Origin of the sequence: Beduinella massiliensis (genome assembly GCF_900199405.1) — a bacterium.
Classification (GTDB): Bacteria; Bacillota; Clostridia; order Christensenellales; family Aristaeellaceae; genus Beduinella; species Beduinella massiliensis.
This window is the reverse complement of sequence record NZ_LT963430.1, coordinates 1,810,615-1,832,809: the sequence shown is the minus strand read 5'-3', so window position 1 is coordinate 1,832,809 and position 22,195 is coordinate 1,810,615. Positions and strand designations below refer to the sequence as shown.

Genomic DNA, 22,195 nt, shown 5'->3' with positions numbered 1-22,195 from the left:
ATTTCTTTCCTTCCGGTCAGATCATCTTATAGTAGAACAGCGCGCTGTCCAGCAAAGGGGACGCCTTTTCGCTCTTTCGCGCCAGCCCCGCGTAGAGCATGCAATCCACGCCGCAAAGCGTAAAGCCGCAGTGCTCCAAAAACTGGCATGCAGCGGGGTTAGCGTCCTGTGTTTCCACCATGACACCCTCCATGCCGTGCAGTCCCGCCCAGTCCATCGCCACGTCCATGAGCTCGCGCCCCAGGCCCTTGCGGCGGGCGGGGATGTCCACCCGTACATCGAGCACGAGCGCCATCTGATTCCAGTTCTGCGCAAGCACCATCTGCCCGCAGAGCGCGCCTTCCAGGTAGCCGAAAAAGACGTCCCGATCCCGGCGGCCGAGAAAGCCCTCCGCCGTAATCTGTTCGTTCTCCGCGGCCCGCCTCCACACAGAGGATGCGAGCGGCTTGTATTCCAGCGAAAAACCGCCGCGCGCAAGCCGCAGCGTCGCCACCTCGCTGACGAGATGGCGGGCGTCCAGCGTATTTAAAAGATGGGCGTTGTTTTCATCCATTCGTACGATCTTCATCGGTTACTCCTTCATCTCGCGCCGCCAAGCAAAGGCCAGTGCAGCAGGATGGTCTTGATGTTCGTCATAAAGGATTCCGCCTGTACGCTGCGCGCGGCGACCAGCGGCACGGTCAAAAGCGTCTCACCGTTCAGCACTGCGCTGGCGGTGCCAAGCTCCATGCCCGCGTAGACCGGGGCCTGTACGGTATCCGGCAAATCGACGACGAGCTTCGCCTCTTCGCCCTCGCGCACAGGGACTGAAAGGCTCGTCTGCGACACCGCGCGCACGCTGCGGTCCATGCCGCCGCTGACGCCGACGGCGCGCGCATCCTGCCCAGCGCGGAAGAGCGTCAGCATGTCGTAGGCTTCAAAGCAGGTATCCATCAGCCTCTCCGCCTCGTCAAACCAGTCGCCGCAGTTCAGCACCACGCCGACGAGCTCCATCCCGTCCCGTCGCGCGCCGAACGCGAGGCAGCGCCCCGCCGCGCGCGTAAAGCCGGTCTTGATGCCCGTAGCCCCGGGGTAATCCGACAGCAGGCGGTTCTTGTTGCGAAGCTGCCGGTCGTAATCGCGCCCTTCCCAGGGGATGGACGCGCGCTGGGTGGAGACCAGATCGCGAAAGCGCGGAATCGTCATCGCCTGGCGCGCGATCAGCGTCAGGTCGCGCGCGGTCGTGTAGTGCCCCTCCATGGGCAGCCCGTGCGGCGTGATGAAGTGCGTGTTATCCGCCCCCAGCGCTTTGGCGCGCTCGTTCATCATCTGCGCAAAGCCCTCGACGCTGCCGCCCAGGTGCTCCGCGATGGCGACCGCCGCGTCATTGCCGGAGGCGAGCATCAGCCCCGTGACCATCTGTTCCAGCGTCAGCTTTTCTCCGAGGTTCAGATAGATCGAGGTACCCGGCACGCCGTAGGCGTTCTTCGTGCAGACCACCTCATCCGAAAGATTGCCCTGCTCGAATACCAGCAGCGCCGTCATGACCTTGGTCGTCGACGCCATGGGAAGCTTTGCGTCCGCGTTGTAAGAAAAGAGCACGCGGCCCGTGGATTGCTCCATGACGCACGCGGCCGCCGCACTCGTCGCGGCCGCCGCAGTTCCATTATACAGGACGAGCAGCGCCGTGAAAAGCCCCGCGATCCATCTTTTCATCTTTCTCCACTCCTTTGCAGCTATAAAAAAGCTTATGCACGCGCTTTTCACTCCATCCCTTTGTTGACAAAAACGCCGGGATGGGGCTATCATAAGCTATCTGACGCAAAAGGAGCCGATTCGATATGAAGATTCAGCCGCTCAAGGGCATGAGGGACTACCTGCCGGACGAAATGCGCCTGCGCGATTACGTGCAGGGTGAAATTTTGAAAACCTACCGCGCCAGCGGTTTTGAACGCATCGCCACCCCGATGCTCGAGGACATGGAAAACCTCGACAAGAGCGACGGCGGCGACAACCTGAACCTGATCTTTAAGGTGCTCAAGCGCGGCGACAAGCTCGACGCGGCGCTCGCCTCCGGAAGCGAAAAGGAGCTATCCGACATGGGCCTTCGCTACGACCTGACGCTGCCCCTCTCCCGATATTACGCGGCAAACCGTGCAAACCTTCCCGCGCCCTTCAAGGTAATCCAAACCGATCGCGTCTTCCGCGCCGAGCGTCCGCAGAAGGGCCGGATGCGCGAATTCGTGCAGTGCGACATCGACATTCTCGGGGACGAGAGCGTTAACGCGGAGATCGAACTGATTGACGTGACGGCGCGCGCGCTCCTCTCCATCGGCTTCACCGACTTCACCGTGAACATCAACGACCGGCGCATGCTGCGCGGCATGCTCGGAACGATGGGCTTTCCCGCCGATACGCTGGACAGCGTATGTGTCACCTTCGATAAGCTGGACAAGGTCGGCGCGGACGGCGTGCGCGCGGAGCTCACGGAAAAGGGCTTCCCCGCACGGGCGGTAGAGGCCCTGGATGACTTCCTGCGCGCGGGCGACTTCGCGCTCGAGCGCGTCGCCGCGCTGTGCGAAGACAGGTCCCTCGGCGAAAACCTGCAGCGGGTCCTCGACACCGTGCGCCGTCTTGCCGGGGACCGTTACGCCATCGCCTACTGCCCCTCTCTCGTGCGCGGACAGGGCTATTACACGGGCATGGTCTTTGAGGTTACCTGCGCTGCCTTTTCCGGCGCGGTCGCCGGCGGCGGGCGCTACGACGAGATGATCGGCAAATTCATCGGCCAGAAGGTGCCTGCTGTGGGCTTTTCCATCGGCTTTGAACGCATCTGCGGCATTTTGATGGATCAGGGCTTCGTCATCCCCGCCGATAAGCAAAAGCTCGCGCTGCTCTACCGCGCGGACGCGGACTTTGCGCCGGTGCTGAAGAAGGCCGAAGCGCTGCGCGAGCGCTATGCGGTTACGGTGCTCATGCAGCAAAAAAAGCTGGGCAAGCAGCTCGGCGCGCTGGAGGCTGCGGGCTTTGCCGCCGCCGCCTTCGCGGACAACGAAGACATCAAGGAGCTCGGGCAGAAGGCCGAGTAATGCGGCCGCAAAACGGAGCGAGGGAGAAAGCCACGATGGCCTTCTCCCTCGTTTTTCGTATAACGAAAATCCCATCTTTTCAGACGTCGCGCCCCTATTTTATCGTGGGTATCACGACAATTCTGGCGCATTTCTTGAAATAGAAGGGCGGTGTCTGCAGTGCGAATCCATACGTCTCACATTGCAAAGTGATTTATTTATATCTTTTCGCTTGACACCGCCCTCTAAAAGTGATATATTTCTCTTAAAAAGAGATAAATATATCTCCATCAAGGAGGAAACACCATGAAAGAAGCCAAGCGCGCGATCGGGTTGGGGATCGTCAGCGTACTTCTGTTGGTTCTCTCGTCCCTGTACGCCATCACCTTTAACGAATCGCGCCTCGTCGCGCCGATGGACTTTTCTACCTATACCTTTCACCTTAAGGATCTGCCGATGCTCTGCTCCATCGCGCTGCTCTGGCTGTACGCGATCTATCTGTTCGTGCTGCTGTTTCGCGCCATGGCCCGTAGAAGTCGAGAGACTGCGCGCACGCATCGGACCCGCAGGCTCAATCCCAAGCTCGGTCTCCTGGGATTCCTAGGCTTTCTGGGGCTCCTTGGATTTGTCACTTACCGCGCCGACAGGACGGTCTATCCCTTCGCCTTTTTTCTCTTCTTCGGTTTCTTCGGTTTTTTCTTCGAGGGGAAGATGTCCGGCACTTATATGGATGAACGCTACCGTGAAAACGTAAAGACCGCCCAGCTGCAGGCCTTCCGGGTCGGGTATGTCGTGATCTTCCTCATGCTCATCCTGCTGGGACAGGGTGCGCTTTTCGGAAATCTGGAGTATACCCTGATCGCCTTCGTCATCGTCACCTCTCTTTCGATCGCGTTGGTGCTCTTCCTGAGCGAATACCTGCTCTACCGCCTGGATCACGACGAGTCGGTGGGCGACGGCGAGGAGTAACGTATGCCGGAATTTGAGTGCAGGTTAAAGAAGTACAGGCTTCAAAGCGACATGACGCAGGAGCAGCTGGCGCTTCGCGTCGGGGTGCGGCGCGAAACCATCATGCGTCTGGAAAAGGCGCAGTACAACCCCTCCCTCAAGCTCGCAATCGACATCTCGCGGGCGGTCAAGGCGTCGATCGAAGAAATATTTATCTTCCCGGAAAATACGCACGAATGAATAAAAAAAACAGGTGCAGACCTGTCGGATGACCGGCAAAGTATTGTCATGTAAAATCATATCGATCGGCTTTGCCGGTCGGGCGGGTCGTTTTCTCGAGTCATACGTGTAAAATGAATGCTCACTTAGCACGTATGACTCGGCGTGTACCCGTTTTTCTTCATTCTGCGGCTTCCACGCGATTCCGCCCCTTTTGTTTGGCACGATAAAGCGCCGCGTCCGCCGCGTTGAAGATCTCTTTAAAGCCCCGTCTGTCCTCCCGCGATCCCGACGCGCCGATGCTGCACGAGATTCCCGTGCCCTGCTGCGAAAAGACCGCCCGTGTCTGCTGTAAAATGGCGTTGGCGACGCTCATCGCTCCGCTCTGCCCGCCCGTTTTCATCAGAACCAAAAACTCGTCTCCGCCGATACGTCCAACCACCGCGTCCTGCGGCACGCAGTAGGTCAGGATGCGCGCAAATGTGCGCAGCACGTCGTCTCCCTGCCAATGCCCCAGGGTATCGTTGACTGTTTTGAAGTTATCGACGTCCATTACCAGCACCGAGCCGTCCTGCGCCTCGTCCTGCGCAAACAGCGCCAATCCTCTGTCATATGCCGCGCGATGGTTGAGCAGGCCCGTGAGAGAATCGTTGTCGATTTGACGTCGAAGCAGCTCGTGGTGCTCCATCTCCGCGGTGATGTCCGTATAGACGCTGCAAATTTGCCCAGCCTTTTCCCCGCCCACACTCTTCTTGCCCGTTTCCTTTACCCAGACAGGCGCCCCATCCGTCCGGCACATCCGGTATCTCGCGGTATAGACACCTGCCTCGTCCGCTGCGTTCCATTGCCGCAGGACGTCCTCCCGGTCCGCCGGATAAACTGCGCCCAGCGCCGTCCCGCCGGATGCGCGCAAAAACACGTCGCGCGGGCAGCCGAGAAGCTTTAATAGGCCATTCCCTATGAAGAGATAGGTGTGTTCACGGTCGCACAGGCACCGCGAAAAGCCGCTGCCGATATCCGCGTCGGGCGCAAGGGCTGCCGGCAGACTTCCAGTCCCCTGCAATGGGGCGGACAGGTGCGCATGGCTCAGCAGAAAACCGCCTGTCGCCCTGCGTGAAAGCAGCATCGTCACGCGACGACGAATGCATTCGTTTTTCCCCGCATTACGCAGTAGGATACCCGCCTGCCCCGTGACCAGGAAATGGGCCCCGTCCAGACTCCGCGCGCTCAGCGACTCCTCCGCCAGCGCCATGCTCTGCGCCGCATTTCTCCGTCTTTCGATCAGCGCGCGCACACCTGCCTCGCCCAACGCGTAGTCCGTCTCATCAATCCACGAGACGTCCTGCGAAAGCGCCTCGGTGAGGCTTTCGTCCGCACCGGCGCTATAATACCGTCTCAGATAGGCCCGCACGAAGGCCGCCGCCCGACGCTCCATGTTTTCCCGTTCTCCCATACGGCAACCCTCCCCGCTTCTGTGCCTATAAGCCCAGTTTGCTCGATTTTACACCAGATTTGATGTAAAGTCAATACGCCACATATGATGTGGGCAATAATAGCCTCATACAGAAAAAGTAATGAGGCATCTCGCATGAAAAACTATCTGGACATCCTGCGTGGTCTGCGGGAGGACAACGACCTGACGCAAGCGGACGTAGCCCATATCCTGGGGACGACGCAGCAGGTGTACTCACGGTATGAAAATGGGGTTAATGAAATTCCGCTGCGCCATTTTATCACGCTTTGCCGCTTTTACCGCGTGAGCGCGGACTGGGTACTCGGGCTCGGCGTATACCGGCAGGATTGAACGAAAGGGGACGGGCGCCGCCGCGCCCGTCCCCTTTAATCATTGCCCTCTTCGAACTGTTTTTCCAGATCCTTGGGAAGCGGCGTCACGGTAAAGGCCTGCGGCGCTTCTTCCTTTTTCGCTTTCTTCTTGCTTTGCTTCGGTTCCTCTTCCTCGTCGTCGCAGAGCATGTTCTTCAGGTCGCCAACGACCTGTGGAATCATTTCCACCATGCGATCCACCGGCGTCGCGTAGTTGGCAGAAAGCAGTTTTACCTGTCCGCCCCCCGACACGAGGAAACCCACGGGGTTGACCGATACGCCTGCGCCGCTGCCGCCCGCAAAGGGAAGCGCTTCGTCCACGTTTGCGCTCTTGATCTGCCCCTTACCGTCCACGCTGTACTCGCCGCCGCCTGCGACAAAGCCAAAGGATACGCGCGAGATGGGGATGATCGTCACGCCCTCCGTCGTCTGCACGGGATCGCCCACGACGGTGTTTACATCCACCATATCGCGGATATTTTCCATCGTTGTCCCCATCAGGCTTTCAATAGGATGCCTGTCCATATCTTCTTCGCCTCTTTCCGATTTCGCCGCCCTGTATCTAGGACGGAATACGCGTCACGTCCGCGTGCGCGCGCAGCGCAGCGCGCTGCGCCGACAGCCGGATGCTGTGCAGCATGCCGAGCGCTACCGTGGCCATAATGTCCCCCGGCAGCACGACGATTATGCACTGTGCGTTCATCAGGAACACGGAGTGCGAAAAGTCCGGCGCGACGCCAAAGTGCGGCGTCACGCGCATCTTTTTTTGAATCAAGCGCGAGAGCGGCGCCAATGTACAGGAGAGCAGGCCGCATACGCGCGCGGTGTTCGCAGCTTCCTCCATACCCACGCGCGCCTTGGCAACCAGTTTGTCTACGCGCACGTGCCGCTCGATGTAGGCGCGGGCTCGCCTGTTTTTCAGTATCGGCCGAATAAGCGTGCGCGCCGGCACGTCGATTGGCGAGCCTTCCTCTCCGTCCTTGCCGCGCGGGCGAATGGAAAAAAAGAGGCCGCTCTTTCCCCTTTCGATGACGCCGTCGAAGCGCAGCGTCCAAAACAGCGCGCGCAGCTTGAGCTGCACGGTCGACCGTTCCCCGATGTCCAGCCGCGCGCTGATATGAAGCGGCACCAACAGCAACGCGTATAAAAACGTCGTCACATATACCATGTCTTCACCCCCGCATTCCTGTTCTTCCCTCATGTTCTTCGTTTGATACGTCTTTTCTTTTGTCCGGCGGGCGTGTATAATAAAAAGCACTGAATTTGGAAATGGAGGCCTTCCCCCATGTACAAGATCCTCGAAAACTTTGAATACGTCATTCTGCTCCTGTTCCTCGCCTGTTTCGTGCTGGGCAAGCTCTGGCTCATGCTCGCCCTCGCCGTGCTTTGGTATCTGCTCTATGGCTTCGTAGGACTTGCGGAGCGCATGATACAGACGGGGCACCGCCGTCTAGCCCAGTTCTATTTGAAAATCACGTTTCCCTGTCTGCTGCTTCCCTTCCGGCGCGCCTGGTACTACATGCTGAGCATCCTCGCACTGCCCGCCGAGCCCGCCTATCCTGCGGATACGGCGCTGGCGCTCTCCCAAAAGCTCAACCCCGAAGCCCTTGGAAACGACAACAACCGCAGCTATTATTACGGCATCGTGGCTCATATTCAAACCGAACTGGGCAACGTCAAAGAGGCCCGGACGCAGCTTGAAAGGGCGCGCGCACTGAAACACAACACAGGGTTTGATAAGATGTACCAAGACATCGAAGAACGCATTTCCAAGAAGGAGCAAAGCGCATGAAACTGATTTCCTGGAACGTCAATGGCCTGCGCGCCTGTCTCGGCAAGGGATTTATGGACTATTTCGCCGCACAGCAGGCCGACTTCTTTTGCCTGCAGGAGACCAAGATGCAGGAAGGTCAGGCGGAAGTCCCCACGGAGGGATACTTGCAGTACTGGAACAGCGCCGTCAAAAAGGGCTACTCCGGCACCGCCATTTTCGCCAAAGAATCCCCGCGCAGCGTGCGTTACGGCCTCGGAATCGAGGAGCACGATCAAGAGGGGCGCGTCATCACCCTGGAATATGAAGGTTTTTTTCTCGTCACCGTCTATACGCCCAACGCTCAGCGTGAGCTCACCCGTCTTTCCTACCGCATGCGATGGGAAGAGGACTTCCGCGCGTACCTCAAGGCGCTCGATGCGCAAAAGCCCGTCATCGTCTGTGGGGATATGAACGTCGCGCACAAGGAAATCGACCTGAAGAACGCCAAGTCCAATGCCGGAAACGCGGGCTTTACGGATGAGGAACGCGAACAGATGACCCGGACGCTTGAGAGCGGTTTTGTCGATACGTTCCGCCACCTCTATCCGGACAAGACCGGCTGCTATTCCTGGTGGTCCTATATGTTCAACGCCAGAAAGAACAACGCCGGATGGCGCATTGATTACTTTCTCGTCTCCGAGCGCGTCAAGGACCGCATCCGCGAGGCACGCATCGACGCGGACGTATACGGAAGCGATCACTGCCCTGTAGTGCTTGAAATCGAACTATGACGCACCTGCTGGACGACACCGTTCTTTTATAGTAGGAGGATTTCTCATGAAATACCTGTTTGCATCCGACATTCACGGCTCGCGCGGCGCGGCCGAACAGGTGCTCGCACGCTATGCCGCTGAAGGGGCGTCCCGCCTCATACTGCTGGGCGACCTGCTCTATCACGGTCCGCGCAACGACCTGCCCGCCGATTATGACCCGAAGGCGGTCATTCGCCTGCTCAACGACGCCAAAAAGGAAATTCTCTGCGTGCGGGGAAACTGCGACGCGGAGGTCGACCAAATGGTGCTGGAATTCCCGATTACCGCGGATTGCATGCTGCTGGATCTTGCCGGGCGCGCTGCATTTGTGACGCACGGGCACGTTTTCAACCTCTCATCGCTTCCGCCCCTGAAGGACGGCGACCTGCTGATCCATGGACACACGCACGTGCTCACCGTGCAGCAAAAGGCGGGAATTACCTACATCAATCCCGGCTCCGCCGCGCTGCCCAAGGAGGGCAATCCGAAATCCTACATGGTCTGGGAAGACGGCCTGTTTACCATCAAGGAACTCGACGGAACGGTTATCACCGCCTACGACAGCCGCATCTGAGGCGGCGCATATCACAAAAGGAAGCGAGAACGCATGAACTTTGTCTTTATCTCCCCACATTTTCCCGCCAATTATGAGCGCTTCTGCACAGCGCTCAAGGAGCACGGCGTCACGGTGCTGGGCATCGCGGACACCCCTTACGAGCAGCTGACCGACAGCCTGCGCAGCGCGCTGACCGACTATTACCGCGTCGCCAGCCTGGAGGATTACGAATCCGTCCTGCGCGGCGTAGCGTATTTCATTCACCGCTACGGCAAGATCGACTGGCTGGAATCCAACAACGAGTACTGGCTGGAGCAGGATGCCCGTCTGCGTGAGGCCTTTCATATCACATCCGGCTTTATGCCCGCGGACATGCCGCAGGTCAAGCACAAAAGCCTCATGAAAGCCTGCTATGAAAGGGCGGGCGTTCCCACTGCGCGCTATCACATGGTCTCGACGCTCGACGCGGCTCGCGCCTTCGTCGCGCAGGTCGGTTATCCTGTCATCGTGAAGCCCGACAACGGCGTGGGCGCTTGTGCCACGTACAAGCTCTGTTCGGACGACGAGCTGCGCCGCTTTTACGAAAGCCCGCCATCCGTTCCCTATATTATGGAAGAGTACGTATACGGTGCGATCTGCTCTTACGACGCGATTTTAAATTCTGAAGGCGAACCGCTCTTTGAAAGCGGCGATTACGTCCCCTACTCCATCATGGAGGCGGTCAACGCGGGCGATCCGCAGCACTTTACCATCCTGCCGCGCCTGCCGGACGACCTGCGCGACGCGGGGCGGCGTTGCGTAAAGGCGTTCGGCGCGCGTTCGCGCTTTGTGCACTTCGAGTTCTTCCGTCTGTGGGAGGATCATCCAAACCTCGGACGCGCGGGAACGATCGTAGGGCTCGAGGTCAATATGCGTCCCTGCGGCGGTTTCACGCCGGACATGTACAACTACGCGCTGAGCACCGACGTATACCGCATCTACGCCGACATGATCTGCTACGACGAGAACCGCCAGCCCGAATGGCCGGAAAAGTACTACTGCGCGTTCGTCGGGCGTCAGGACGGCAAGCCGTACCTGCTTTCGCAGGAGGCGCTTCGTCAGCGCTACGCGGGCGACCTGATGATGTCCGCCGTACTGCCGGACGTGCTCGCCGCAGGCATGGGCAAGTACGTATTCATCGCTCGCTTTAAGGATACCGATCGAATGGACGCTTTCTTCCGCGACGCGTTGGAGCTCGTCGAACAATAACCTGAAAGACGGTGGTTATGTGACGCCTGCCCTGTTTTCAAGCTTTCTCTGGGCCGTCCTCGCTGCGCTACTGGTCGCGGCAAGTGCGTGGATGGTTCGTTTTTCGCGCACCAACCGGCTGGTGGGCAGACTGTCCAATGCCGTTACTTTCCTGTTTCGTCGCGGTTACTGGGTTTTTTTCGCCTCGACGCTTGGCTTGGCAGTGTTTTGCCGCCTATACGGCTGGCCCGGCATCCCAGCAAATTACCATACAGACGGCATCATGTCCGTTGTGGACGGCTATGCGCTCGCTCGTTTTGGCACGGATCACTACGGCATCTCCTACCCAGCCATGATGAAGGCCTGGGGATACGGTCAGCAAAGCGCGATGATGGCTTATCTGATGTCCCTCTCAACCCGTCTTTTCGGGCTTTCTGTCTTCGCCATGCGCCTGCCCACGCTGATCGTCAGCCTGCTTGGGATGGCCGCCTTTTACGACCTTGCACGCAGGCTCTGCGGAAGATACTACGCCCTGCTTGCGCTTTTTCTGCTTGCCCTTTCGCCCTGGCACATTTCGCAAAGCCGTCACGCACTGGATGCGTATATGCTTTGTCATTTTCTTCTCTTTTCCGTCTATTTTCTCATGCTGGGGTTACGTCGCCGTCCTTTCCTCTATGTCTCTATGGTATTTTTCTCGCTTTCGATGTATTGTTACGGCGTTGCTGCCTATATCGTGCCGCCGCTCCTGCTTTTACTCGCGATTTATCTGATCGCGAGCCGCGTCGTTCGCCCGCTGGACTTGCTGCTGTGCGCCGTCATCTACCTTACGTTGTCGTTTCCGCTCATCTTGACGCTGTTCATCAATGCTCTGGGGCTTGAGACCGTGCATTTAGGGCCGATCACCTGCCCTTATTTCGAAGACAGCGTTCGCAGCTCAGACATCCTCTTTTTTACGGAGCAGCCCTTCATGGAAAGGCTCTACGCCAATCTGCTATGCGCGCTTCGCATTACCTTCCTGCAGTCATCGCGCGCGCTGGGGGTAGATACGCGTTTCGGGGCGCTCTATCCCTTTAGTGCCCCGTTGCTGTGCTTCGGACTTTTCCTCTTCTGGCGTGCGCGTCGAAGCGGCGAGCTCGCCGAAAAGGTGCATTCCGACGGTTCACTGCACGTCCGCGGCGGCTTTTTAATCCTCGTCTGGACGCTCTGCGCTTTCGCTGGCTGCATAATCACCAACAGTGTGACCGCCTGGCGCGCAAATGCCATTTACTACCCGCTCACCCTGCTCGCGGCTTACGCCATCTGGTGGGCATGCCGCCGCGTTCGTCTGCTCGTTCCGCTCTTTGCGGCGCTTTATATCGCCGCTTTTGCCGTCTTCTTTCCGACCTATCTTTCCGAAAATTCGGTCGCAACGGACTCACAGGATTCCCCCTCTGGCCAGTACCAGGCTCTGTCCTACGCGCGGACGCTCCCTTTTGAACACCTGTACTTGACCACCAACGCCCCCGCGGACAGCGATTACTATCAATACGATGCTCCAACTGTTCGCGTGCTCTACGCTTTCGGCCTCACGCCTTCTCAGTATCAGGGGGAAGAGGAAATCGTCGGCGCAAACGGTGATCCCATCGGCTATTATCAGGATGTCTTTGAGATATGGCCTCCGGATTACGGCGACTACGAGCCGGATCCCGAAGAAAACGCAGCCTATGTGGTTCCGGAATTTGCGCTCACACAGTTCGATCCGGCTGCGTTCTCCATCAAGCGCTTTCTCAGCTACGCGGTCGTCTATCCGAACGCTCTGATGCCGGACGGAGAGGAGGAAACAAAATGACGCTCGGTTTATCGCTGTTTGCTGCCGGATGCATTCTCTGCGCTCTCGGCGGATCGCCCCGCGCGAATCGTCTTCTTGTACAAAGCGCTTGCCTGACGCGCCTGCGTAAAACGTGCGCCAGCTTTCTTGAAAGGTATGAGTGGGTCTGTTTTACCCTTTTGCTTTTTGTTGGCGCTACGCTTCGCTTTTCTCTGCTTCGGCAGGTTCCCACGGGCCTCAGCGCGGATGAAATGCTGATCGCTGTTCAGGGACGCGCGCTCGTCCAAACCCGAACGGACATGGCGGGCACGCACCTTCCCGTCTTCCTGCCCGGTTATGGGGCGAGCACGGCCATGGGGCCGTTGCTTCCCCTTCTGACCACCCTGTTTACGTCAATCCTCGGCCTTTCATTCTGGGGCGTGCGACTGCCTGCCCTGCTCATCGGCATGTCTTCCCTCGTGTTTGGGTATCTGTTGGCAAAAAAAATGGGTGGACGGGCGATGGCGTTATGCACGTTGTTCGTTCTGACGCTTTCCCCTTGGCATATCGCCGCTTCCCGCTTTTTGAACGTTCCGCTGGCCGCGCTCACCCTGCTGACGGTGGGCTGTCTGATGCTTCTCAGTGGGCGTCTCCTGATTGCAGGCGTTATCTTCGGTCTTTCGATGTATCTGAGCGACAGTTTCTGGCTTGTCTCACCCTTGCTTATCGCCGGCTATTCGATCTATCTCGGCTGTAAGAGGAAAGCGAAAGCAAGGCGTCTCGTAACTTCTCTATCCCTCTACTTTTTAATCTCGTTGCCCGCTTTTTTGACAATCTGGTTGAACCTTATGGGACGCCCGTCCATTTCATTGCTGGGCTTGACCATTCCGGCGCTTCCGGTATCTCCGCAGGTCCTTCATACGATCTTTCAATCCGGGTTTTCCTTCAATGCGATTGAAGACACGTTCTTTGCGCTGCTGGAATGGCTCATCTGCGCTGTCAAGTCGGATGATTTTGGCGGAACCAATTCCTACCTTCTGTACAATTCAGGTTTGATCTATCTGTTCTCGCTTCCGATGCTTCTAACCGGCCTGCTCGGCGCGTTCGGTCACGCCCATCGGCAAGAGGCACCCTTTGTCCTGCTCATTCTTTTGACCTGCCTGTGCGCGTTGCCGCGTCTGCTTTGTCCGACGCTCAGCATCGAACACCTCTTTATACTTTATCTGCCCGTCACGCTGCTCGTTGCATTTGCCATTTGTACGCTCAGCCGCCGTATGCGTCTCAGTATTCTGGGGTTCACTGCGCTCTACATCGTCTCCGGTTCGCTGATGGTATCGTCTTATTGGAATGGCAGCTATGCTTACGACACGGAAAGCGAATTTCGCACCGGCTTCATGGAAGCGGCTCGCTTTGCCGAATCGACTGCCCCGGAGCAGATCGTGGTCACCTCGCGCATGTACCCATGCGTGGACGCGCAGCGTCTCGGCGAAGCCATGACGCGCTTTGCTTTCGATCTGCCAGCTTCCGCGCCTCTTGGGAAAGAGCAAGCCTACTGTGTTACCGGCCTGGATGAAACAAACAGGGAATTCGATAGAAACACCGTTTACATCGCATCGCAGGATGATCTGGATTTTTTTGACTGGGATTTGTTCGACTTTGACGACTTCGGGTTGTACACGGTTTTAACTCCAATTGCTTCGGAGGAATCGGGGGGTTCTCCTCCCTAAATCCCTTAAAAACTTTAAAGTGAGGTGAATATACGTGCCGGGAACCAGCAGCACAATATTTTGTATCATTTTGACCCTGCTTTTTTTGGTCGCGATAAGCGACCGGTTGACCGTAAAAATCAATGCTTTCCGACCAGTTAAGGCTTTAAACGCGATTCTGACCCGATTGACAAGGAGGTATTATGTCGTCCTTTTTGTCCTCGCCGTTTTGATCGCATTGTTCCTTCGTCTTTATCAATGGCCGAACATCCCGGCGGGGGCACAGTGTGACGAAGTAATGTCTGGCGCAGATGCATATGCGCTCTCGCTCTACGGTACGGACCGTTTTGGCACATCGTATCCCGCTATGCTCTGGGGATGGGGCTACGGCCAGCAAAGCGCCTTTTTGGCCTATTTTTCTTCTTTATTTTTACATTTTATGGAGCCCTCTCTCGTCGCGCTGCGTCTTCCCGCGCTCGTGCTTGCGCTCGCCTCACTTTTTGTCCTTTGGGATTTTGCCCGCAGAATCGCAGGTCGAAATTATGCGCTAATTGCGTTGTACTTTTGCGCTGTATGCCCCTGGCACATTATGCTATCCAGATGGTCCATCGACGCGAATTTCTTTTCGATTTTATTGCTCTTCTCCTGCGACGCGCTGGCCGCAGGGGTCGAGAAAAAGCCGATGCTCTACGTCTCCATGGCGCTCTTCGGTCTCACGATGTATACGTACGGTATCGCCATGTACACCGTTCCCCCGCTGCTCGTCCTTCTTGCGGCCTATTTGCTTCTGCGCGGCAAGGTACGCCCACTCGAACTCGTTGGCTGTGTGGCCGTCTATTTAGTCGTCGCAGGACCTATCCTTATGACGATGGTAATCAATGCTTTCGGCTTGGATACGATGCAATTAGGCCCCATTACGATGCAGTATTTCAGTGAATCCGTGCGCAAAGCCGATATCGTTTTTTTTGCTGATGAGCCTTTCTTTGCGCGCATCTATGGTGACTTTACGCAATATCTGGGCAATACGCTCTTTCAGCAGGGTTATTCGGAAAATTTCAGCATCAAGGGATACCACACGCTCTTCACTTTTTCCGGTCCCATGATGCTGCTCGGCGGCATACTTCTATGGCGCAAGCGTCGTACGGGCATGCTGAACGGATGCGAATGGACATCCGACGGCCTGTCGGTCACGAACGGCTACATCCTGCTCATCCTCATGATGAGCGTGTTTTTTGCCGGTTTATGCACGATTGGAGGACACGTATGGCGCATCAACGGCAGTTACTTTCCGCTTATTCTCCTAATCTGTTATGCGCTGTACTTTATGTGCCATAGGGTAAAAGCCTTTACGCTCCCTCTCGTGTTGCTCTATGGCGTCGCCGCAGTGGGCTGCGGCGCAATGTTGTTCAGCAGCGAAACGCAGATGTACGGAAACACTTCGACCACACGCTATGGAGAAACGCGCTCGATCATCTATGCAAAGGATTTGCCTTTTGAACATATGTATGTTCGCGTTGGTGAAGATGAAGATGAAGTGACGGCCGCCGAACTTCGCGTACTTTACTTTCACGCAATCAAAGCACCGCAGTGGAGAGGAGAAGAACCCCTGCCTTCCGGCAAGATGTATGCAGATACCTACGAGTTCTGGTACGAATCAGACGGCCCCTTTGAGTATGATCCCGAAGAAAACGCCGCGTACGTTCTGCGCGCTTCAGACCTTGATACATTCGACGAGGAAGGATTTACACTGCTCCGCTTTTATGACGGCGCGCTTGCCTATCCGACGCAATACATGACAAAACAAGGAGAGGATCTGCCATGACATTGGATTTTGCGACCATGCTCGCTGCCTTAGCCCTGTGCTTGGCAGCTGCATCCCCGCCGGTGACAGGCGCCCTTCAAAAATGCCGGGGACTTTCGCGCCTACGTGACGCCGCCGTCCGCCTTATAGAGCGGCGGTTTCTGTTCCTCGGCGCGCTCCTTCTGCTGCTTGCGTTTGCACTGCGCACATATCGGCTCACTACCTATCCCACGCCGCTATCCGCCGACGAAGCATTTATCGCAGCCTCTGCCCGATGGCTTACTGCTACCGGACGTGACCTGAACGGCAGTCTTCTGCCGCCATACCTCAAAGGCGCTGGATCGCTCGGCTCCATGGGCATTCTGACACCGCTTCTTACCGCGCCATTTGTATCTGTCTTCGGCATGTCTGCGCTCGCGGTGCGCCTGCCTGCGCTGTTGATGGCGATGGGCTGCCTCGTCTTGATGGCGGCGTGGGTTTATCGGGTGTGCGGCAAAGGCGGCGCATTGCTCGCGCTATTCATGGGCGCGCTCGCCCCCTGGGCTTTTATGAGCGCGCGGTTCGGCACAGCGGCTCACGCCTTTCTCTTTTTCCTGTTGCTGGGCGTCTATTGGCTCGCGGCCTCTCAAGCTCGCACGAAAAAAAGCCTGTTTTTTCTGTACGGTGGAGCGGCCGCGCTGGCTGCCTCTATGTATACGGTGGATGTCTCGTGGATCGCAGTTCCCGTCTTCATGATCGGATACACAGTTTATTCGCTTGTCAAGCAGCGGAGCAATCCCGTGCACATATTGGGCGCAGCTGGCATGTTTCTGCTTTTATCCCTTCCGTCGTTCTGCGTTGCGGCCGTAAATCTGTTCGGCCTGAATCCCTTTCAGTTCCTGTTCATGCGCATTGAACACTTCGACCTCCCCTCTAGCTTTGTGCACAGCGCTCTCGGTTCAGGCGGCGTTGAAGCTGTAGGTTCCGCCCTCCGGCAGAACTTCATCTCGTGGATCGGATGGCTTACCCTAAACATCCACACAGACGAATTTACGCCTTCCGGCGTATGGACGCCTTGGAATCAAGCCTCCGCCTATGCCTTTCTGATTCCCTTTTTATTGGTGGGTTCTTGTGTTTTGGTTTCTGCGCTGCAAAGCAAAAAACACGGTGCTGGTATGCCTCTCGCGCTATTGGGCATGTCCTTCGTTCTACAACTCCTCTTCCCCTCCATGGACAGCCAGGAATTCCTCTTCGCGCACGCAGCGGTAACAATCGTCTCCTGTATCGGCCTCTTTGAAACCGTCAGGCGGGTTCGCCTTAGCGGGATCGCGGCAATCGCGCTGCTCGTCCTTACGGCTTTTCCCCTGATCACCGGATATTTCGGTGAGGACTATATGGCCTCGACAGGAGATCAGTATCACCCGGGGCTTGTGGAATCGATTCAGTATGCTAAAAAGCTTGCACCGGACGATGTGGTCCTTTCTCAGGAAATTCATCCAAGCAGCGCTCCTCACCAAACAGCCCGTGCCTACGGAATTTACGCTCTGAACGAAAGACCGCAGGACGAATCTCTCCTGACAATCGCTTATTTTCCCGGACTGACACCCGATACGTCTGGCCGCACTGCTTACGTAGGCCGCTATTCAGACTTTGATACGTTCGATTACGCTGTCTTTAACTATGCGGAATTTGAAGACTATTGCGTGCTCACCCCCATCGCCGCCTTTGGTGAAATGGAGCCTTAACGACGTCTTCTTGCATGTCATGAAGAGCATCCGTCACCTATCCCTTATTCGAAACGAAAACATCCAGGCATCAAAAAAGCGGCATTACTGCCGCTTTTTTGATGCCCATTTGAGCCCTATTCGTCTTCGTCCTCTTCTTCGGGGAGCTCGCCGTTATGGTAGACGTCCTGCACGTCGTCCAGATCGTCGAGCATCTCCAGCAGCTTCTGAATCTTCGCGACCGTATCCGGATCGTCGATGGCGTTCGTGGTCTGCGGAATCATCGTCAGCTCTGCGGAGAGGAAGTTAAAGCCCTGTTTTTCGAGATTCTCGCGCACCGCCGAGAAGTCGGCGACCGCAGTCGTCACCTCAAAGCAATCGTCCTGCGCCTGCACGTCGGATGCGCCCGCGTCCAGCGCGGCCATCATCACGTCGTCCTCGTCCATGCCGGGCTTGCGCTCCAGGACGATCAGGCCGACGCTGTCGAACATGTAGGAGACGCAGCCGTTCGTACCGAGCGATCCGCCGTTTTTATCGAAGATGTGGCGAATGTCGGAGGCGGTGCGGTTGCGGTTGTCCGTAACGGTCGTCACGATGACCGCCATGCCGCCGGGCGCGTAGCCCTCGTAGGTGATCTCCTCGTAATTGACGCTGCCCAACTCGCCCGCGGCCTTGAGGATGGAGCGCTTGATGTTATCGTTAGGCATGTTGTTGGCCTTGGCCTTAGCGATGACATCGCGCAGCTTGCTGTTGGAATCAGGATTGCTGCCGCCGTCGCGCACGGCAATGGCGATCTCACGCCCGATCTTCGTGAACACCTTGCCGCGCGCCGCGTCGGCCTTGCCCTTTTTATTCTTGATGTTTGCCCACTTGGAATGGCCTGACATGATGAATCCTCCCGGTTTTAAAAATCACATCTATTATCATAACACAAATACAAGCAAACAAGCAAGGCGTGAACCCCTGTTTTTGCAGGAAAATCCCTCTTTTTTACCGTTTTGCTCAAGGAACGAGGTTCAACAGATTGCCATCCGGGTTATAGCCGACGAAGCTGTTCGGCACGTCGCCCACGATGATGCTCTCCGCGAGCAGCAGATTGTTGGATACCTCCACCTCGCGTGCCTGAGTCGGAATGACGACGCGAATCCAAGCCGTCACCGTCATATAAATTTTGTGACGCGTCTGGTTAATGCCCGAAGTCTCAAATTCAGTATGAAACTCGGTCTGCACGCCGCCGATCGGCACCACCTGCACGGGAATAACCGGACCGCTCGCCGCCAACACCTGCGAGCCGAGCGCAGACCCCAACGGAATGCCGACCGCTTCTGTGCGCATGCTGTCGAGCTGCGCTTCCGCCGCGTTGACGACGGCGGTCGATACGTCGTTCATCCTGACGGTATTCGCCTGAACCATGCTCACCCGCCCCTGGGCGTCACAGATGACGTTCATCAGGTCCTCGTAGTTAACCCGACCGTCAGTCGCTTCGTTCATCGCCTCGTTGATGAGGCGGGTTGCCAACGCGATGGATTTTGCCTCCGCCATGTTTAGCACCACCGGACGCAGGTTTCGCTCCACGAACAGGCAGAACCCTGCGACGATTACGAAGAACAGAATGATCCATCGCACCACCCTGTTCTTCTTCTTGAAAACTTTTTCCCTGGCTGCAACCATCTGCGTTCCTCCTTCGTCATATCATCAGTGGATTGTATGCAGATGCCGGACGTTTGATTTTTTCAATGCGCTTTGGTACAAAATATGCTATAATGCCACCAATGGACAGGAATACTGATTCCCGCAGGAGGGAGGCCTTGCATGAAAAAGAAAAAGGACAAGCGCAAAGCGCCGGGCGCTTTTGACGAACCTTTCGATCAGGCAGACGGCTTACAGGAGGAGCCGCCCGTTTGGGAAGGCGACTACGCGCCGGAGGGCGAGCCGGAAATACCCGTTTACCCGCCGGAGGACGGCGGCACGGACTGGAACGATCCCCATGCAGAGGAGAATATCGACTTCGCCCCGGACGATTCGGAGGCGGATGACTTTTATGCGGAAGAAACGCCCACGCACATGCCCCCGCCGAGCGGCGGAGACGTCTATGACGACGGCGAAAACGCCTCCCCGATCACCATTTTCAAGCCGCGCACGCGGCGGCCGAATTTTATTCTGAGCGTCGTGGTTTCAACCCTGCGCCTGCTTTGCATTCTGGTGGTCATCCTATCGCTCGCGGGCGCGGGCGCGCTGGTGGGCATCGCCAAGGCGTACGTAGAAACCGCGCCCACGCTGGATCTGGCGAAGATTGATGAGCAGGCGCAGACCTCCTTTATTTACGATGCGCAGGGCAATCTCATCACCGACTACAAGGGCACGGAAGACCGCATCATGGTCTCCATCGACGAGATCCCCACGCAGCTGCAAAACGCGTTCGTGGCGGTCGAGGACGCGCGTTTCTTTACCCATAACGGCGTAGACGTCAAGCGCATCGTCGGCGCGTTCATCTCGAACATGTCCTCCTCCAGCCAGCAGGGCGGCTCCACGATCACGCAGCAGCTCATCAAGCAGACGGTGCTTTCCGACGAACAGAGCTACAAGCGCAAGCTGCAGGAGGCCTATCTGGCCATGCAGCTTGAGACGCGCTACACCAAGGAGCAGATCCTTGAGTCCTATCTCAACACGATCTTCCTGGGCGGCAGCTATTACGGCGTAAAGGTCGCGGCAAACGGCTATTTTGGCAAGGAACTGGGCGAGCTGACGCTGCGTGAATGCGCGATGCTGGCGGGCCTCACCCGAAGCCCCAATTACTACAACCCGCGCAAGAACTTCTACTCGCGCAACATAGAGGACAGCCAGACGGCCAAGATCACGAACGACCGTACCGACTACGTGCTGCGCATGATGTACGAAAACCAGTTCATTACGCAGGAGCAATACCATGAGGCGCTCGATCCCTCCACCGCGCACGTGCTGGAGACCTCCCCCGCCTCCACAGAAATTTACGACTACGCCTACTACGTGGAATACGCGATAACGGACGTGGTTTCCACCTTTCTCGAATTGAATCAGCTTGAGGACACGTCGGCTAACCGCTATGCGATGGAGAACAAGCTGCGCACGGGCGGGTACAGCGTGTACCTTTGCATCGACACGGAAATTCAGACCATCGTGGAAGACACGCTGGCGAACTGGGACAATTACCCGCGCCTGCGCAACCCCTCCGACAAGGTCTACCGCGCGCGCAATGCCGACGGAACGTACACCGAGATTCCCCAGCCACAGGCCGGCGTCGCGGTGCTCGATTACCGCACCGGCGAGCTTAAGGCGATCGTCGGCGGCCGCTATCGCCCGACGCAGCGCAAGACGCTAAACCGCGCAAGCGACATCAACATGCCGGTCGGTTCCTCGATCAAGCCGATCTCCGTGTACGCGCCGGCCATCGACCTGGGCGCGTCCCCGGCGAGCATCGTGTACAACATGCCGATCCCGATCAGCGGATGGAAGGTAAACGGCAAGGATTCCTTCCCCAAGAACTACGGAGGCGGCGGATATAAGGGTGCGGAGACGTTCCGCGAAGCGCTGCGCAGCTCGCACAACACCGCAGCAGCACAGGCGCTGATGACCTACGTAGGCGTCGAGCGCTCGGCCGAATACCTGCGCCAGATGGGCGTCGCAGACAAGAACATCAATGAAGACGGCTTCGGCCTCGCGCTGGGCTCTTCAGGCCTCACGCCCATTCAGATGGCCGTTGCCTTCGGCACGCTGGCCAACAAGGGCGTCTATCTGGAGCCGCTTTCCTTCTCCAAGATCGTCGATTCCAGCGGCAAGGTCATCGTCGACGCCCACGCCATCCAGGAAAAGCGCCAGGTCTTCAAGCCCTCCACCTCCATGCTGGTAGTCGACATGCTCAAGGGCGTCGTATCCAGCGGCACGGGCACCAAGGCGAAGATTTCCTCGCAGGTGGTCGCTGGCAAGACGGGCACCAACTCCGACGCGCGCGGCGTCACGTTCGCGGGCATGACGGGCTGGTATTCCGCCGCGCTCTGGGTCGGCCACGACAACTATAAACCCCTCACCTCCAAGGCGACAGGCGGCAACGACGCGGCCCCGCTGTGGCAGTCCTTTATGGAGAAAATCCACAAGGCCAAGGGCCTCGATTCCCGCGAAATTGTGGACGGCTCCCCTGAGGATTATGGCCTCGTCAAGGTCACGACCTGCGGCGTCAGCGGGCAGCTCGCGACGGACGCCTGCCGCCGCGACATAAACGGCTATAAGACGGTCACCGACTACTGGTATAAGGACAGCGCCCCTACGCAGTACTGCACCATGCACTCGGAGCTGCCGATCTGCACCGTTTCCGGACGCCTTGCGACCGAATACTGCCCCTCGAGCGTCGTGGAAACGAAGGCGATCGTCGTCATCCCCAAGGGGCATCCGCTCTACGACTACACCGATTCCTACGGCAGTGTGATTCGTCAATACCTGGGCGACTTCGCGACTTCCAAGAGCAGCAGCGCGATCAGCACGACGGTCTGCGACGTGCACACTTCCGACTGGGTTTACCAGAACAGCTCGAACACGCAGTCTCTGCGCGACGAAGCCTATCAGCTCACCATCGACGCTTACAATAAGGTCGGCGCCGCGAGCGAGTGGCTCTCCGGCGACGCGCGCCAGAGCATCAATACGGCCATCGGTGCGGTCGAAGCGGTCATCTACAGCGACTACATCGATTCCGGTACGCTGCAAAACGCGGTGGATAATCTGCGCTGGGCGCTTTCCAACGCAGGGCTTTAACAAAAACCTGAGCGATGAATCCGAGGCCCGC

20 protein-coding genes are annotated in these 22,195 nt (G+C 57.5%); 13 read left to right on the top strand and 7 right to left on the bottom strand.

All coding sequences use genetic code 11. The annotated features are described in order from the left end of the window. Window positions 1–16: 16 nt before the first annotated feature. Window positions 17–568: a GNAT family N-acetyltransferase gene (locus C1725_RS08965; RefSeq protein ID WP_102411283.1), complete on the bottom strand. Its 552-nt coding sequence runs from the start codon at window positions 566–568 to the stop codon at window positions 17–19. A gap of 11 nt (window positions 569–579) precedes the next feature. Next, entirely contained in the window at window positions 580–1,695 is a 1,116-nt protein-coding gene (locus C1725_RS08960; RefSeq protein WP_346026505.1) for a D-alanyl-D-alanine carboxypeptidase family protein, read from the bottom strand. 125 nt (window positions 1,696–1,820) lie between these two features. Between C1725_RS08960 and hisS the strand changes: the two genes are divergently transcribed. The 3 genes from hisS (at window position 1,821) to C1725_RS08945 (ending at window position 4,235) form a co-directional block, all read left to right on the top strand. Beyond that, window positions 1,821–3,068: a histidine--tRNA ligase gene (gene hisS, locus C1725_RS08955; protein WP_102411281.1), complete on the top strand. Its 1,248-nt coding sequence runs from the start codon at window positions 1,821–1,823 to the stop codon at window positions 3,066–3,068. Window positions 3,069–3,353: 285 nt separating this feature from the next. After that, complete coding sequence (locus C1725_RS08950; RefSeq protein WP_102411280.1) at window positions 3,354–4,016, top strand: DUF3796 domain-containing protein; 663 nt, start codon at window positions 3,354–3,356, stop codon at window positions 4,014–4,016. A gap of 3 nt (window positions 4,017–4,019) precedes the next feature. Next, a complete protein-coding gene (locus tag C1725_RS08945) occupies window positions 4,020–4,235 on the top strand; it encodes a helix-turn-helix domain-containing protein (RefSeq protein WP_102411279.1) in 216 nt (71 codons plus the stop codon). Between the two features lie 160 nt (window positions 4,236–4,395). On the opposite strand, the gene C1725_RS08940 is transcribed toward C1725_RS08945, so the two are convergent. After that, complete coding sequence (locus C1725_RS08940) at window positions 4,396–5,667, bottom strand: diguanylate cyclase (RefSeq protein ID WP_102411278.1); 1,272 nt, start codon at window positions 5,665–5,667, stop codon at window positions 4,396–4,398. A gap of 135 nt (window positions 5,668–5,802) precedes the next feature. Here C1725_RS08940 and C1725_RS08935 point away from each other — a divergent pair, with 135 nt between their 5' ends. Next, window positions 5,803–6,018, top strand: a complete 216-nt coding sequence (locus C1725_RS08935) for a helix-turn-helix domain-containing protein (protein WP_102411277.1) — start codon at window positions 5,803–5,805, stop codon at window positions 6,016–6,018. A 35-nt stretch (window positions 6,019–6,053) separates the two neighbouring features. Here the strand turns inward: C1725_RS08935 and ytfJ are convergent, their stop codons facing one another. Next, window positions 6,054–6,563 carry a GerW family sporulation protein gene (ytfJ, locus tag C1725_RS08930; protein ID WP_102411276.1) on the bottom strand — a complete coding sequence of 170 codons (510 nt, stop codon included), beginning with the start codon at window positions 6,561–6,563 and terminating at the stop codon, window positions 6,054–6,056. 37 nt (window positions 6,564–6,600) lie between these two features. Then, window positions 6,601–7,206: a DUF2953 domain-containing protein gene (locus C1725_RS08925; protein ID WP_346026504.1), complete on the bottom strand. Its 606-nt coding sequence runs from the start codon at window positions 7,204–7,206 to the stop codon at window positions 6,601–6,603. Between the two features lie 117 nt (window positions 7,207–7,323). On the opposite strand from C1725_RS08925, the gene C1725_RS08920 reads away from it, so the two are divergent. Genes C1725_RS08920 through C1725_RS08885 form a run of 8 tightly spaced genes read left to right on the top strand, consistent with a single transcriptional unit; the run spans window position 7,324 to window position 17,403 of the window. Continuing rightward, window positions 7,324–7,830: a hypothetical protein gene (locus C1725_RS08920; protein ID WP_102411274.1), complete on the top strand. Its 507-nt coding sequence runs from the start codon at window positions 7,324–7,326 to the stop codon at window positions 7,828–7,830. Then, window positions 7,827–8,582 (top strand): exodeoxyribonuclease III, encoded by a 756-nt coding sequence (locus C1725_RS08915; protein WP_102411273.1) that lies wholly within the window; start codon window positions 7,827–7,829, stop codon window positions 8,580–8,582. The genes C1725_RS08920 and C1725_RS08915 overlap by 4 nt, the downstream gene beginning before the upstream one ends. Before the next feature lie 46 nt (window positions 8,583–8,628). Continuing rightward, window positions 8,629–9,177 carry a phosphodiesterase gene (gene yfcE, locus C1725_RS08910; RefSeq protein ID WP_102411272.1) on the top strand — a complete coding sequence of 183 codons (549 nt, stop codon included), beginning with the start codon at window positions 8,629–8,631 and terminating at the stop codon, window positions 9,175–9,177. Window positions 9,178–9,210: 33 nt separating this feature from the next. Next, window positions 9,211–10,407, top strand: a complete 1,197-nt coding sequence (locus tag C1725_RS08905; RefSeq protein ID WP_102411271.1) for an ATP-binding protein — start codon at window positions 9,211–9,213, stop codon at window positions 10,405–10,407. 19 nt (window positions 10,408–10,426) lie between these two features. After that, entirely contained in the window at window positions 10,427–12,214 is a 1,788-nt protein-coding gene (locus C1725_RS08900; RefSeq protein WP_346026503.1) for an ArnT family glycosyltransferase, read from the top strand. Further along, a complete protein-coding gene (locus tag C1725_RS08895; RefSeq protein ID WP_346026502.1) occupies window positions 12,211–13,899 on the top strand; it encodes a glycosyltransferase family 39 protein in 1,689 nt (562 codons plus the stop codon). Before C1725_RS08900 ends, C1725_RS08895 begins: the two co-directional genes overlap by 4 nt. A gap of 34 nt (window positions 13,900–13,933) precedes the next feature. Beyond that, on the top strand, window positions 13,934–15,700 hold the full coding sequence (locus C1725_RS08890; RefSeq protein WP_346026501.1) for an ArnT family glycosyltransferase: 1,767 nt from the start codon (window positions 13,934–13,936) through the stop codon (window positions 15,698–15,700). Further along, the gene (locus C1725_RS08885; protein ID WP_102411267.1) at window positions 15,697–17,403 is read left to right on the top strand and encodes a hypothetical protein; all 1,707 of its coding nucleotides are present in this window, start codon (window positions 15,697–15,699) and stop codon (window positions 17,401–17,403) included. Before C1725_RS08890 ends, C1725_RS08885 begins: the two co-directional genes overlap by 4 nt. Window positions 17,404–17,519: 116 nt before the next feature. On the opposite strand, the gene C1725_RS08880 is transcribed toward C1725_RS08885, so the two are convergent. Together C1725_RS08880 and yunB are read right to left on the bottom strand one after the other, a co-directional pair. Then, window positions 17,520–18,269, bottom strand: coding sequence for a YebC/PmpR family DNA-binding transcriptional regulator (locus tag C1725_RS08880; protein WP_102411266.1), 750 nt, complete (start codon window positions 18,267–18,269; stop codon window positions 17,520–17,522). Window positions 18,270–18,384: 115 nt separating this feature from the next. Beyond that, window positions 18,385–19,053: a sporulation protein YunB gene (gene yunB / locus C1725_RS08875; RefSeq protein WP_102411265.1), complete on the bottom strand. Its 669-nt coding sequence runs from the start codon at window positions 19,051–19,053 to the stop codon at window positions 18,385–18,387. A 141-nt stretch (window positions 19,054–19,194) separates the two neighbouring features. Between yunB and C1725_RS08870 the strand changes: the two genes are divergently transcribed. Further along, window positions 19,195–22,164 (top strand): PBP1A family penicillin-binding protein, encoded by a 2,970-nt coding sequence (locus tag C1725_RS08870; RefSeq protein ID WP_102411264.1) that lies wholly within the window; start codon window positions 19,195–19,197, stop codon window positions 22,162–22,164. Window positions 22,165–22,195 lie beyond the last annotated feature (31 nt).

Bases quoted from the DNA above. Each gene is read 5' to 3' on its own strand.
- C1725_RS08915 (WP_102411273.1), top strand. From the start codon at position 7,827: ATGAAACTGATTTCCTGGAACGTCAATGGCCTGCGCGCCTGTCTCGGC.
- hisS (WP_102411281.1), top strand. From the start codon at position 1,821: ATGAAGATTCAGCCGCTCAAGGGCATGAGGGACTACCTGCCGGACGAA.
- C1725_RS08935 (WP_102411277.1), top strand. From the start codon at position 5,803: ATGAAAAACTATCTGGACATCCTGCGTGGTCTGCGGGAGGACAACGAC.
- C1725_RS08945 (WP_102411279.1), top strand. From the start codon at position 4,020: ATGCCGGAATTTGAGTGCAGGTTAAAGAAGTACAGGCTTCAAAGCGAC.
- C1725_RS08895 (WP_346026502.1), top strand. From the start codon at position 12,211: ATGACGCTCGGTTTATCGCTGTTTGCTGCCGGATGCATTCTCTGCGCT.
- C1725_RS08880 (WP_102411266.1), bottom strand. From the start codon at position 18,269: ATGTCAGGCCATTCCAAGTGGGCAAACATCAAGAATAAAAAGGGCAAG.
- yfcE (WP_102411272.1), top strand. From the start codon at position 8,629: ATGAAATACCTGTTTGCATCCGACATTCACGGCTCGCGCGGCGCGGCC.
- C1725_RS08950 (WP_102411280.1), top strand. From the start codon at position 3,354: ATGAAAGAAGCCAAGCGCGCGATCGGGTTGGGGATCGTCAGCGTACTT.
- C1725_RS08965 (WP_102411283.1), bottom strand. From the start codon at position 568: ATGAAGATCGTACGAATGGATGAAAACAACGCCCATCTTTTAAATACG.
- C1725_RS08940 (WP_102411278.1), bottom strand. From the start codon at position 5,667: ATGGGAGAACGGGAAAACATGGAGCGTCGGGCGGCGGCCTTCGTGCGG.
- C1725_RS08885 (WP_102411267.1), top strand. From the start codon at position 15,697: ATGACATTGGATTTTGCGACCATGCTCGCTGCCTTAGCCCTGTGCTTG.
- C1725_RS08925 (WP_346026504.1), bottom strand. From the start codon at position 7,206: ATGGTATATGTGACGACGTTTTTATACGCGTTGCTGTTGGTGCCGCTT.
- C1725_RS08960 (WP_346026505.1), bottom strand. From the start codon at position 1,695: ATGAAAAGATGGATCGCGGGGCTTTTCACGGCGCTGCTCGTCCTGTAT.
- C1725_RS08920 (WP_102411274.1), top strand. From the start codon at position 7,324: ATGTACAAGATCCTCGAAAACTTTGAATACGTCATTCTGCTCCTGTTC.
- C1725_RS08905 (WP_102411271.1), top strand. From the start codon at position 9,211: ATGAACTTTGTCTTTATCTCCCCACATTTTCCCGCCAATTATGAGCGC.
- ytfJ (WP_102411276.1), bottom strand. From the start codon at position 6,563: ATGGACAGGCATCCTATTGAAAGCCTGATGGGGACAACGATGGAAAAT.
- C1725_RS08870 (WP_102411264.1), top strand. From the start codon at position 19,195: ATGAAAAAGAAAAAGGACAAGCGCAAAGCGCCGGGCGCTTTTGACGAA.
- yunB (WP_102411265.1), bottom strand. From the start codon at position 19,053: ATGGTTGCAGCCAGGGAAAAAGTTTTCAAGAAGAAGAACAGGGTGGTG.